General features: G+C 50.8%; 11 protein-coding genes. 2 read left to right on the top strand and 9 right to left on the bottom strand.

Features of this window, described 5'->3' with window-relative positions; all coding sequences use genetic code 11:
• Positions 1 to 130 precede the first annotated feature (130 nt).
• On the top strand, positions 131 to 1819 hold the full coding sequence (locus JW881_17620) for a methyl-accepting chemotaxis protein (protein MBN1699343.1): 1689 nt from the start codon (positions 131 to 133) through the stop codon (positions 1817 to 1819).
• Positions 1820 to 1865: 46 nt separating this feature from the next.
• Here JW881_17620 and JW881_17615 read toward each other — a convergent pair whose 3' ends face one another.
• From JW881_17615 to JW881_17575, 9 genes are read right to left on the bottom strand one after another with little or no spacing between them, the layout of a single operon-like run.
• On the bottom strand, positions 1866 to 3161 hold the full coding sequence (locus tag JW881_17615) for a radical SAM protein (GenBank protein ID MBN1699342.1): 1296 nt from the start codon (positions 3159 to 3161) through the stop codon (positions 1866 to 1868).
• Positions 3162 to 3174: 13 nt separating this feature from the next.
• Complete coding sequence (locus JW881_17610) at positions 3175 to 4206, bottom strand: NAD-dependent epimerase/dehydratase family protein (GenBank protein MBN1699341.1); 1032 nt, start codon at positions 4204 to 4206, stop codon at positions 3175 to 3177.
• Positions 4199 to 5464, bottom strand: a complete 1266-nt coding sequence (locus JW881_17605) for a beta-ketoacyl-[acyl-carrier-protein] synthase family protein (protein ID MBN1699340.1) — start codon at positions 5462 to 5464, stop codon at positions 4199 to 4201. The genes JW881_17610 and JW881_17605 overlap by 8 nt, the downstream gene beginning before the upstream one ends.
• Before the next feature lie 10 nt (positions 5465 to 5474).
• Entirely contained in the window at positions 5475 to 6524 is a 1050-nt protein-coding gene (locus JW881_17600; protein MBN1699339.1) for a thiamine-monophosphate kinase, read from the bottom strand.
• Positions 6514 to 7494 carry a hypothetical protein gene (locus tag JW881_17595; GenBank protein MBN1699338.1) on the bottom strand — a complete coding sequence of 327 codons (981 nt, stop codon included), beginning with the start codon at positions 7492 to 7494 and terminating at the stop codon, positions 6514 to 6516. Before JW881_17595 ends, JW881_17600 begins: the two co-directional genes overlap by 11 nt.
• Before the next feature lie 25 nt (positions 7495 to 7519).
• The gene (locus JW881_17590; protein ID MBN1699337.1) at positions 7520 to 8710 is read right to left on the bottom strand and encodes a pyridoxal phosphate-dependent aminotransferase family protein; all 1191 of its coding nucleotides are present in this window, start codon (positions 8708 to 8710) and stop codon (positions 7520 to 7522) included.
• Between the two features lies 1 nt (position 8711).
• The gene (locus tag JW881_17585; protein ID MBN1699336.1) at positions 8712 to 8960 is read right to left on the bottom strand and encodes an acyl carrier protein; all 249 of its coding nucleotides are present in this window, start codon (positions 8958 to 8960) and stop codon (positions 8712 to 8714) included.
• Entirely contained in the window at positions 8957 to 10177 is a 1221-nt protein-coding gene (locus tag JW881_17580) for an NADH:flavin oxidoreductase (GenBank protein MBN1699335.1), read from the bottom strand. Before JW881_17580 ends, JW881_17585 begins: the two co-directional genes overlap by 4 nt.
• Positions 10177 to 11160 carry a UbiA family prenyltransferase gene (locus JW881_17575; protein ID MBN1699334.1) on the bottom strand — a complete coding sequence of 328 codons (984 nt, stop codon included), beginning with the start codon at positions 11158 to 11160 and terminating at the stop codon, positions 10177 to 10179. The genes JW881_17580 and JW881_17575 overlap by 1 nt, the downstream gene beginning before the upstream one ends.
• 389 nt (positions 11161 to 11549) lie before the next feature.
• Here JW881_17575 and JW881_17570 point away from each other — a divergent pair, with 389 nt between their 5' ends.
• Complete coding sequence (locus JW881_17570; protein ID MBN1699333.1) at positions 11550 to 12437, top strand: tetratricopeptide repeat protein; 888 nt, start codon at positions 11550 to 11552, stop codon at positions 12435 to 12437.
• Positions 12438 to 12442: the final 5 nt, after the last annotated feature.

The following is a 12442-nucleotide window of genomic DNA, read 5'->3' as shown; positions in this document are numbered from 1 at the left end:
TGCGGTGTCAAATTTTTTTTATTGAATACCCTAAAAATAAACCTGAATTTTCAGGGTCTCAACGAAGATAATATCTTGCATTAATAAAATGCTTTAACTATACTTTTTTTATAAGCGAGGGATATTTTCAATGAAACTGTACCATAAATTTATCATTACACAACTTGTCGTCTTGATAATCCTCATGTGCGGATTCGGTGTATTCATGTATTTATCGACACTCGCCGAATCGGAAAAAGAACTCGAAACCTTGAGTCAGAAAATATGCGACAGACTGGCTGCCGGACTTGCCCTTCCCTTATGGGATTATAAAACGGAAACCATAAATGCATTGATCGATATCGAAATGCTGGACGAGAATGTATCGGCGGTCACGCTGATACAGGAAAGTTCGGTAAGCGGCAAAATGAAAAACCCAAACGGCGATATAATCGATTACCGCGGCGGGGAAACGTTTGAAACGATAAAAAAGAACGCCTATATAAAATTATCATCCGATATCGTAAAGGAAGGCAGTACACTCGGAGTCGTCAATCTTTATGTTTCCGACAACGCCATGCGCGGGAAATTATTCAATCCCATTATAAGCATGCTCGTACAGCTTATCGTTTTATTTTTATTGATATCAGTAAGCTCCTACGGTATCATGAGATTATTTATAAACAAACCGCTTTCAAGGGTTCATTACAGAATGAGTGAGATCACGCAGGGAGAAGGCGATTTGACACAGACCATCGATATCACGTCAAAAGACGAAGTGGGACGTCTTTCCGATGTTTTCAACCTTTTCGTCAATAAACTGCGGTCGATCGTCGTCAGCATCAAGTCTTCATCGAGAAAGGCTCTCGGGATCAAACAGCATCTGGGTTCTTCGGCGGAGGAAACAACGGCCGCCATCACGGAAATCAACGCCAACATCAAATCGATAAAAAACCAGATCGATGAATTGAACAATAAAATCAGCGATACCACCGCCGGGATCAATGATATCACTGAAAATATAAATTCCCTGAATATGCTGATTCAAAACCAGGCTAATGCCGTGAATCAATCTTCGGCTTCCATTAATCAGATGGTTTCATCGCTCAATAACGTGGCAAACATTACCACGTTGAAAAAAAACTCCACAATGAGGCTTTCGGAAACCGTCATGCAGGGCGGCGAACAATTGTCCGAAATGACATATGTCATATCGGAAATAAACAAAAATATCGACAGCATTTCCGAGATGGTCGATCTTATCGATAACATCGCCTCACAGACCAATCTCCTTTCGATGAACGCGGCAATAGAAGCCGCGCATGCCGGTGAATCCGGCAAAGGCTTTTCCGTTGTCGCCGATGAAATAAGAAAACTTGCGGAAACGTCGCGAACCCAGGCTAACGAAATCGGTAAATTACTTGAAACCATGGTCGAAAAAATATTGCAGGCGGGGGATGCCAGCGTCAAAACCAATACCGCATTTTCCGAAATTGAAAACGAAGTCAAGGATGTCACGCAGGCATTCGATGAGATTTCATTGACGACGGCGGAGATGTCTTCCGGAGGACAGGAGGTGATGAAAGCGATGAATGTCCTCAATGACATATCGCATAACGTAAAGGATTCGAGTTCCAGAATCAGGGAGAGTACCGATGGAATCAAAACAAATATCGATACGCTTGAAAGAATATCGATCGAAGTCGTATCGGGAATGGACGATATCATGAAGGGAACCGGCAACGTCCTTGGCGCCATGGAAGAAGTCCGGGAACTCTCCATGAAACTCGGCTCCGCCACCGACAGTCTCAATCATGAAGTAAACAAATTCGCGACATGACGGGGAGCCGTGACGGCATCCTCCGTCCGTTTCATGTCCCCCTCTCCTACCGCAGTTCCTCTTCAATCACCCGGTAAAGCCCGGTGGGGTTTCCCCTGTCCCAGGCTGCATAGAGTTCTTTTGAAAGGCCGGCATCGAGGGGCAGCGAACGCAGGTTGTTTTGTTTCATCAATCGCGAGATTTCCCCCGCATACTTCTCACACAGCCAGCACTCGCCGGGTGTGCGGAAGACCGCCCTCATTCTGTGGTAGATCGCATCGAAATCTTCCGTCCCGATATTGCCGAACGATATGTTCAAAAACTCGCAGGGCTGGACGTCCCCTTTGGCATTGATGTAGAAGCGGTCCGTTCCCCCCGCGGTACATCCGAACATCCCCGGATCTTCTTCCATGACCTGCGCGGAGATCGCGGGATAACCGGCATACCTTCGTTTATTGTTGTATTCCTTCACGAGCGTTTTTACCCGCGAAAGATCCTCCGACGTGAAATCGCCCGCCCCTCCGGACAACCACGCCCCTGCCGGTTTCGGTTTTATCAGCTGGACGATCGCGGCCCCCAGCTCTTTCGTTTTTTCAATGACCGCCTCGAATCGCCCGTCATAAAAGGCTTCCGCCTTGAGACAGATGTTGAACGCGACGGCGAGACCGGCCTTATGACAGGCGTCGATGCCCTTCATCAGTATCCGCCATGAACCGGGAAACCCCATGAACCGTTCGAGCACTTCGGGAACGGCGGAATGGAGGGAGAACATGACGGCGGTCACCCCGTTTTGTTTCAATTCAGAGCACCGCCCGAATGTCATCCCGTCCCCGGTGGAATTGATCCAGATTTCCGAACGTTCGTCGATCGCGCCGCACACCGCGCGAAGCTTGTCATAGACCAGAAAGGGTTCACCCCCCTCGATATTGAAAAACGCGACCCCCATATCCTGAAGCCGCCTCACGACGGGAAGGAGTTTTTCGACGGGCAGGTCCTTTCCCCTGTCGTTCCGCTGGTAACAGTGAACGCAGGCGTACCTGCACGCCGATGTCAGGGAAACGAGTACCGTCGTATTCGGTAATTTGGCCCCAAAGGTTCCGAACTTGTCGCAGGCGGTATAAAAAGCGCGTGACGGAAAGCCCGGCACATAGAGGTCGAGCCGGGTATTCTTCCCGATCGCGACCGCCTTGTTATGCCTTAGTTTCGAAAGGAAAAAAAGAAGGCGGCGCAGCAGGAGGATCAATGCTTTCGGCGGGATTTCCCCGCGCGCCGTTGTTTTCAGATAATGAAAAAACACGTGTATCTTGAGTCGGGCGGTAAACAGGAATTTTCCTATGCCGATCCGGTTTCTGATGTTTTCCATATATATCACTCCGTTAAAGAAAGTCGTTCCGTTTATACCAGGAAACCGTTTTTGCGATCGCCTTTTCGAGCGGGATTTCCGCCCTGAAACCGAGTAGATCCTCGGCCTTTTTCACCGAATATTCGATATTGTCGTAAAACATGTTCACCCGGGCACGCGAGAGAAAAGGCGGATTCTCTCTTTTGAAAACGATATGAAAGAGTTCGATCGCCAGGGCGACCGGATAGGCGGCCCATTTCGGCAGCAGAAGCGGGGATTTGAATCCGGCATATTTGACAAAGGTCGAGAAAATACGGTTCATCTTCTCCGCCTTTCGGTTCCCGACAAGGATACGGTGGACGCCGGGTGGCTGGTTGTTATACGCGCACCAGTACGCCCGGGCGCAATCAGGGGCATAGATCACGTGAAATCTGTTTATTCTCGATCCCGGAACGGCGAAAAGTCCTTCACGTATCGAAGTCAAATATTCGAAGAAACCGGTCGAATATTCCCGTTCACCGAACACCCACACCGGCTCGAGAATGGTAAGATTCATGCCGCCTTTCCGCGCAAACGCGGCCGCCTCGCGGGTGGCCAGCGCTTTGGTGTCCCGGTAGTGGTTCATGCCGGAGGGGAAAAGCCCGTCGAGAAAATACGGGTAATGGGGGTTGAAGGGATCCGATTCGGTTTTAACCGTTTGAGAGTTTTCTTCGCCGTAGGAGGCGCAGCTTCCCGTCATGATCACCTTCCGGATATTGTTCGCGAGACAGGCCGCAAGAACATTCAATGTCCCCCCGATATTGATGTCCCGGAAAAGGGCGTATTCACCCCAATCACGGACGAATGCCGCCGCGTGAATGACCGCCCCGTACCCGGTAAATGCCTTTTCCAAAGAGGAAAGGTCGCGGATATCGCCGTAACGGATTTCGAGATCAAGCCCGTCGATATTTGTCGTATCGCTTTGTTTCCGTACAAGACAGCCCACCGGGACATCATGCCGGAGAAACTCGCGCACGATATGGCTTCCGATAAAACCAGTTGCGCCGGTTATCATGACCTTATCCATGGTCGTCACACCTCCGGAAGAGAAGCCCGGCGTTATGTCCACCGAATCCGTATGAGGTTGAAATCGCATGGGTGATGGGAAGATGAACGGTTTCCTGCGCGATCGCGATGTCCAGGGGATCGTCGACGGGAGACCCGTGGACTGTTCCGTTTTTGATCGATAGGGCGGTCACCGCCGCTTCGATCGCCCCGCTCGCGCCGATCGTATGGCCGAGGAGGGCTTTGGTTGAATTGGTCAAAGGCCGCTCTTTTTCATCGAATACCTTTCGTATGGCGAGTGCTTCCGTTGCGTCATTAGTTTCCGTTCCCGTTCCATGCGTGTTGATATAATCGATCTTCCTCTTTCCTTTCAATGCCGATAACAACCCGATAATCCGGGACGCCGAGGGTTCGATCTGGACGATATTCCAGGCGTCGCTGTTTTCCCGGTAATCGATAATCTCAGCATAGACATCCGCCCCCCGTCCGCGCGCATGATCCAGCTCTTCAAGGACAAGCACACATCCGCCCCCTTCGGAAAAAAGAAACCCGCTTCGTTTTCGGGAAAAAGGCCGGGGGTTTCCGTCTTCGGATGTCGTCAGCGCCCCGAGCATATCGAATCCCCTCATCAGGGCTCCCGAGGATTCTTTCAGGCATTCGACGCCCCCGGCAAGCACGCTGGGGTAATACCCGTCCCGAATCAACCTGAAAGCCCTGCCGACGGCGACGGTTCCGGAAGCGCAGGACGCGTTAAGCGTCGATGAACCGCCTGTGATCCCGAAAAAAATGGAAACCCAGGCCGCTATCGAGTTCGGCATAAGACGGGGAATGACCATCCTGTTATAAACGGGGTTTTTCCCGTTCCCGGATACTCCTTTTTCCCCGCAGCGGTGGGCGCAATAGGAGATGAATGCGGTATCGAGACCGCTGAATCCGGTCCCCAGGACAATACCGCATTGAATGAGGCCGTCGCAGGTAAAGTATTTGTTTTTTTGCCTCAGAGAAAACCCCGCGTCCTCGATCGCCAGTTTTGAAGCTAAAACGGCGCATCGGTCTTCTTCCTGCATGATGCGGAGATACGGAGAGGTAATCCCGTACGCAGTGAGGTCCGATTCCGGAAAGCTCACATAGAACCTCGACGATAACCGGTAGGACTTCTCGAATTCTTCGGGAACAGGTTCTCCACTTCGTTTTCCGGCGAGAAGGCTTGAAAACAAGGCTTCCCTGCCGGTTCCCAGTGAAGTGACAGCGCCGATTCCCGTTACGACAACCCGTTTCATATCTCCCCCATTAATTACGGCCGGAAATCCGCCATCCCTCGAGCCATTTTACGAGAGCTTCGAGGTATTCGATCCCCGATTCGTAGTCTCTCGCGCGAATACCGAATCCCGAAAGATCGAACCGGTGTCCGCCCCTTCCGTGTCCGGTTATCATAATTTTTTCAGGGGCTTCGACGATCCTGCCGATCCTGGAAAATGAAAGTTTCTGGAGTTTTGCCCTGGCCAAAAAAGCCGCTTCTTCCCCCTCAGGTATCGTGAAAAGGAGTTCGTATTCCCCGCACTCACCCAGAAAAAGGAGTTCGACGGGCAGCGAAAGAACGCAGGCCAGAAGTTTTCCCTTCTCGTTATAGGGGAGACAATCCAGACAATACCCCGTATTGTTGATCCAGGCGATTTCGTTCAACGCGTTACAGACCCCGTCCGAGGTATCGATACAGGAACTCGCGTGTTCCCGGATAAGACGCGATTCTGTGATCCGCAGAACGAATTGGTTCGGTATAATCTGGACGAGTGTTCTCGCCATATGGCTTGTCCCGCATTGCCCACCGTAGAGACAGAGTGCCGCTTCCAGGTTTCCCCCGCCAACGGTCCCCGTCATATATATCGCGTCTCCTGGCTGCGCGCCTTTTCGCTGCAACGGTTTCCCTTCCGCTTTCCCGATAACCGCGGCGGTATAATGCCAGGTTTCCGATCTTCCCAGGTCCCCGCCGATAAATCCTGCGCCCGATGTCTTCAGGACGCGGTTGACCCCCGCAGAGAACTGACGGACAAAGCTTGTGTCCCAATGCGGGGGTATACCGATTGTGTGCGCATAAAAAAGGGGGCTTCCCCCGCACGCGAGAATATCGCTGATGCTTCCGACGGCCAGGTTTGTCCCGAGGGTGACGGGATCGGATTCCCGGAAATGGTCTTCATGTGAAAACTCGTCCATGGTAAAAAGAAGGGGTGTCCCGTCGATGGAAAAAATTTCTGCGTCGGATTCAAACAGACGATTGGCGAGAAGAGGAGAACGGGGAATAACCTTTTCAATCAGTTTTATCGTGGCCTTCTCATCTTCCATAATTTTCCTCCGTAATGAGATCGAGCATATCTTCGGCCATTTCGATGTGACAGGGAAGATATCCACGCGGATCCCCGTCGAACTCCACCTCGCACGCCCTGCCCGGGGATTCGATCTCGATTTCTTTTGTATATTCCAACGAAACCGCGTTCGAGTTTTCAATCGGCCTGCCGCTGTAGATCGATTTCATGCACAAAGGAAAGTTTCGCGGATTGACGTCCCGGACTAAAAGATTGTAAAAACGCCCGTCGCCTTCTTCAAGGCACGAATGAACCTTGATCCCCGACGCGATATGATAGGTCTTTCCGATCGAAAGGTTGTAAAGGTTGCTGATTTCAACCGGTTTGCCGTCCCGGTGAATCGTATAAGCCGACGGATTGTATGACGAGAGGGTTTTAAGCAATGACAGAAACGTCCCGATGGTATCGCCGCATATTTTCCGTATCCCCGAGTTCGCATACCGGGCCAGTTCCGCGCCCAATCCCACATTCACGCAGCAGCCGAAATATCGTGTCGTGAAATCGGGATCGTCCTTTTCAACCCGGGTCTTCCCGCCGACAAACGATGTCGCGAGCTTGATCTTTCCTATCTGGATGTGTGTCGTTTTTCCTTGCAGAATCACCTGCAGGGCGTCATCGATCCGCCGGTATGGTATATGATAGCTTTTACAAAAATCGGGACTCGTGCCGGTATAAATGATGCCCATTTTTGCCCGTGAAAGGCGTTTCCCGTTATTGTCGTAAAATCCGTTCAGGACACTGTTGATGGTCCCGTCCCCCCCCGATGCGATGATAACATCATATCCGAACCTGTTGGCACTGGTGGAGAGCCGGAGGGCATGATCGAGATTCAGGGTGACGGCGAGGTGGTACGGCAGGTTATGTGATGAAAAAAAGTGCTTAATCCTGTGCAGCTGGCCTCTGGCACGGCCGTTACGGGAACCGGGATTAAAAATAATGAAATATCTCATTCGAGTGTCACTCCTTTCTCTCCTGTTATCCACGTGCTCCCCCGTCATGGTTCGGGTCCAGATGTCTTAAAACACCGGACGCCTTCTGAATCGATTCGTATGAAAGATTGGCGCCCGCGATCATCCGCACCGTGCCGTCTCCCGGAGGAACCGAAGGGGTAATAAACGGGGTGGTCAGGATATGCCCGTGATAGAGTTTTTTTGCCAGAAGGATAGTGGCTTCGTCGCTCCCGCACCTGACCGATATGATCGGTGCCCCCCCGTTTCCGACGGTGAATCCGGATTCCAGCAATGCGCTCTCGAGCATTTCCTTGTATTGCCGGACACGCCCCGCAATCGCACTATATTCCGTCTCGATGATATCCAGCACCTCGAGTATGCCTGCGGTAATAAGAGGAGGAAGCGCGGTCGAATAGATCAAACCCCCGGTTCTGTATCGAATAAAATCGATGACTTCTTCCGTTCCGGCCACAACTCCCCCCATATGTGCCAGCGCCTTGCCCAAAGACGCCGTATAAATGCCTTCGAAATTCGTTATACCCGCATACTCCAGAATCCCCCTTCCGGTTTCACCGATCGTTCCGATACCGTGGGAATCATCGATGACGGGTATAGCTTCATACCGGCCGCACAACTCAACGATATCGCGGAAGGGGGCGATCGTTCCCCTGGTCGAAAAAACACTTTCGGTAACGACAAACACCTTCCCGAAACCGGATCTTCGTTCGAGCAGTTTTTCGAGATGCCGCATATTGTTGTGCATAAAGGGTTTTACCTTGCAACCCGCGCTTCCAGCGCCGACGGCAAGCGAGGCGTGGGCGTAGTGATCGATGAGAACACAATCTTCCCGCGAGGCGAGTACCCTGAAAAGTTCACCGTTTGCCTGGTAACAGGAGGGAAACAGTACCGCATTGTCGAGCCCGAGAAATCCGGCAAGCCGTTTTTCACAACGCCTGAACACCTCCGCATAACCGGTTGCAATCGGTGTACCGCAGAGTGAAGAGCCATAGCGGTCGGCGGCCCGTTTGATCGATTCGACGACCCGCGGATCGCAGGTGAGGCCGAGGTAATTGTTGGCGGCAAGGTTGACGAACTCCTCCCCCCCGATGATCAAAGGATCGGTCAGTCCGGATTCGATAACCGGATAATAGGGATTGAAACCGAGCTTCCCGGCAAGGCGCTTATCGACTTTACGATCCGCAAGGAGGTTCGCCATCTCAGTTTTCCCTTTCAAGCGCTGGATAATGGGCACGCAATGCCCCGGCGATATGTGACACCGTCCTGAGGTTTTTGAATTGCGTTTCGTCGATGTGAATCGAATATTCGTCCTCGAGCGCGTTCAGAATCATGAGATACCCGAACGAATCGAATCCCGCTTCTTCCTTGAGATCGGTATCTATTGTTATTTCCACATTTTTTTCATTGTTCTCATTGACTATATCCAAAACCTTCTCCTCGATATTCATACACTCCTCTCTTTCGCTATGCCCGCATAGCATTTTGTCGGATACGGGGAATCCACCATCACGGCGCAGGTATTGCAATTGATGCACCGTGAAACATATTGACGGTCGTTTTTCACCTTTTGGGCGAAATCGGTCTCGCACAGAAAAGGCCTCGAAAGACTCACGAAGTCGATTCCCTGCTCTTCGATCGCATATGATATTTCTTCACCCTTTCTGAACCCCCCGACCGTGATGATGGGGATATCGGTATATTGCTTCGCGACAACGGCGTACGGCAGATTGTACATGGGAGAAAAGGGTTTAAACTTGATCGAAAGAACGGGAACGGCCAATTTCCCCCACAAGTACCTTCCGACGCCGCTTTTTATCGTGTAGCGCGGATTGAATGTGCAGATTGTGTCCGTCGGGATACTCTCTCCCCGGAAAATATTGAAGGCGCGATCCATCGTTCCGTAACTTATTTCAATCGCCGCGACCTGCTTTCTTCCCAGAAAACGAATGAGACGGATAAACTGTTCCCTGCCGAATTCGCCACTATCATCAACGGCCCCGCTTATCTTTATCAGGACGGGAAAATCTCCGCCGCAAAGATCGCGTATATTGTCGATGACCTCGCCCAGAAACCGCGTGCCCAAACCCGTCTCCCGATCGATGCCGTACGGGTCCGTTCTGTCATTAATGTTGGCCAGCAAAAACTGATGGATAAGGTAGCCGTGGGCGGCATGAAGCTGTATTCCGTCAAATCCCGCCTTTTTCGCGTAAAGGGCCGATCGCGCGAACTCCCCGATCACATGCCTGACGTCATTGGTCGAGAGTACCTTCGGCTTTTCGTTAAAATAAACCGATTTTCTTTTCGATACACCTAAAACGTTTGCCCCGGTCATTTTCCTGACCGTCTGTCTTCCCGTATGCGCAAGCTGCATGACGATCGGACATCCCTCCCTGTGCACCAGTGATATCGTTTTTTTGAATGCCGGAATCTTTTTCTCCGTATCAAGCCCGGCCTGGCCCGGATGCATCGACCTTCCCTGTCTGCTGACAAAGGTAAATCCCGTTATGATCATTCCGACTTCACGGCGCGACAATTCGTGATGGAAGCGGTGGTATTCATCACCCGGGACACCTTTCTCGTCACACAATTTCATGATCGTGGCGGACCGGACGATCCTGTTTTTCAATGTGATATTACCGATGCGGCATGGTTCGAATACTTTCATTACGCCTTCCTGTTCCGGTGAAGTGTAAAAAGCAGCCCGACGGAGAAAAAGGAAACGATGAACAGCACGATCGCCAGGTGCTGATTGAAAAGGGCGATAATCGTTGCCTGACCGCACACGCATGCCCTGAAATTTGTCTTGAGTGAATCATAGGTTCTTTCCCCGGAAGGATACCGGAAATAGAGGAATCCCGTTTTCAGGAGAAGGATGACGGTGAAAAACCCCAGGGTCATGAAGACGTTGTTCATGGGAATGGAAAGAAAATCGGTCCAACGCAGGATTCCGAATGCCGCCACGGGAATAAATGCTGAAACCAGCGCCATAATTCTCGATTTTCCGAGTCCCCAGGCAACTATCACCGTGTTTTTTCCCGCCGCTTTGTCGCCCCGATAATCCTTGAAATAGGTATAGAACGTCATGACCGCATTCAGGCAGAAAACAAGAATAAGGGCGGAAAGCCTGTGGGCGTACAAAAAGGTCGATGCCGTCGGTCCTGCGGCGAACGCCCCGTAAAGGGTCGCCATGGTAATCATCAGGCCGAACACGATGTTGCCTAAAATCCCGTATCCTTTTGCGTATTCATAGATGACATTGAGGAGTACCCCCAGAACGAGAAAAACCACGGCGTACGGTTCAAGATAGAACCAGGTAATCAACCCCGAAAACAGAAGCAGTATTCCCGAAACGATCAGGGCCCACTTCGGATTCAGTTCACCGGTCACCATCGGCCGGTCCGGGGCATTGATCCGGTCTTCCCTGAGACCCAGAAAATCATTAATTATCTGGTTGATCCCCCAGCTTAAAAAAAGCAGGATGAGGATAACGATCTTTTTCGCGGGTGTCGGTGCGACTTCGATGGTTCTCTCCGGCGGGAAATGGGCGATAAACTCGTAATAGGCAACACCAATCCAACCGGCGATCCCTGTCACAAAAGAATAGTAGAGTCTCATGGATTTTATATATGCCTTGATAAATCCGAACATACTTCCTTCTCCGTTGCAATGAATACATATGTATTAATGCAATTTATGTGCCAACTCCTCGTTTTTCAGTCCGATACAGGACATCTTGCGGTGGATATAACTTATTCGGTGATAAGAAAATACGAGGAGGCCGCGGATTTCGATCGAATAGAGCGGGATCGAAAGAGGGGGGTGTGCTATGCACATTGCATAATCTATGCAGAATGCATATCGGAGAGGACGCGATGCACATCGATCGGCCTTTCCCGGCGGGTATGAGAAAAAAACCGCGGATCATCGTCTCCGTTGAATATAGCCTGCGTCCATCTTCGGGAGCACGCGCGTATCGGGCCCGAATACTGAAAAAAAAACTTGATTTATTTCTGGGAAGTTCTTATTCTATGAGGTACATGAAAAAAGTATTGTTTTTACCGGTTGTTTTTATCTGTTTTCAGGCATTTCTCTGCGGGGACACGGCGGACGAATATTTCCGGCAGGGCAAACAAGCGTACGAGAAAAAGGAATACGAGCAGGCATACATGCTTTTTGAAAAAGCCTGCGGCTTGAAACCGGAAGAAGCAAAATATCACTATAACTTCGGACTTGCCGCGCGAAAGACAAATAAATATGAAGTCGCACTCAAGGCATTCCTGGAGGCGGAACGGCTTGACCCCTCGATTTCCTTTACGAACGACAGGGAAGGATTCAGAAGCAAAGTGGATGAAATGTACAGATTGTCCGACAGCGCACGGCCCGAAGACGATGCATACATTTCTTTTGCCGACGGCGAGGCGGCCTACAAAGCCGGAGATTACGGGCTGGCCTTCACCCTGTTCCAAAAAGCCGTTTCAATACAGCCTAAAAGCGCCAAATATCAATACAACCTCGGTCTTGCGGCCCGGAAGACGAAACAATACCGCATTTCAAGGGATGCTTTCCGGGAGGCGCAAAAACTCGACCCGGCTGTTTCGTTTACGACTAAAAAAGATGATTTTTTCGAAAAACTTGAAGAAGTAAGCCGTCTTGCCGGGGAGGCGCGTGAAGAAGAACAATCTCCTGTTTCGGAAAAGAAAAGGGGAATGTCCCCGGGGCTTATCGTACTTATTATCATCGGACTTGTTTTTACCGGATTGTACGTTAAGAAGCAGATAAAAAAGGGAAGGGCAGGGCATTTGCACGGTATGGCCGACGGAAAAAAGCCGATTGACGACGATTATAACGACTACCGTTCCTCCATTACCTCCGCGACCCATAAAACCGGACGTCGCCGGCCGTACAGGCGACGCGATTATTCCTGAAATGA

Source organism: Spirochaetales bacterium (genome assembly GCA_016930085.1).
Lineage (GTDB): Bacteria > Spirochaetota > Spirochaetia > SZUA-6 > JAFGRV01 > JAFGHO01.
This window is presented reverse-complemented; position numbering and strand designations above follow the sequence as displayed.

Excerpts from the sequence above, each read along its gene's own strand:
- JW881_17600 (MBN1699339.1), bottom strand. The coding sequence starts at position 6,524 with ATGGAAGATGAGAAGGCCACGATAAAACTGATTGAAAAGGTTATTCCC.
- JW881_17595 (MBN1699338.1), bottom strand. The coding sequence starts at position 7,494 with ATGAGATATTTCATTATTTTTAATCCCGGTTCCCGTAACGGCCGTGCC.
- JW881_17570 (MBN1699333.1), top strand. The coding sequence starts at position 11,550 with ATGAAAAAAGTATTGTTTTTACCGGTTGTTTTTATCTGTTTTCAGGCA.
- JW881_17610 (MBN1699341.1), bottom strand. The coding sequence starts at position 4,206 with ATGGATAAGGTCATGATAACCGGCGCAACTGGTTTTATCGGAAGCCAT.
- JW881_17620 (MBN1699343.1), top strand. The coding sequence starts at position 131 with ATGAAACTGTACCATAAATTTATCATTACACAACTTGTCGTCTTGATA.
- JW881_17605 (MBN1699340.1), bottom strand. The coding sequence starts at position 5,464 with ATGAAACGGGTTGTCGTAACGGGAATCGGCGCTGTCACTTCACTGGGA.
- JW881_17585 (MBN1699336.1), bottom strand. The coding sequence starts at position 8,960 with ATGAATATCGAGGAGAAGGTTTTGGATATAGTCAATGAGAACAATGAA.
- JW881_17575 (MBN1699334.1), bottom strand. The coding sequence starts at position 11,160 with ATGTTCGGATTTATCAAGGCATATATAAAATCCATGAGACTCTACTAT.
- JW881_17580 (MBN1699335.1), bottom strand. The coding sequence starts at position 10,177 with ATGAAAGTATTCGAACCATGCCGCATCGGTAATATCACATTGAAAAAC.
- JW881_17615 (MBN1699342.1), bottom strand. The coding sequence starts at position 3,161 with ATGGAAAACATCAGAAACCGGATCGGCATAGGAAAATTCCTGTTTACC.
- JW881_17590 (MBN1699337.1), bottom strand. The coding sequence starts at position 8,710 with ATGGCGAACCTCCTTGCGGATCGTAAAGTCGATAAGCGCCTTGCCGGG.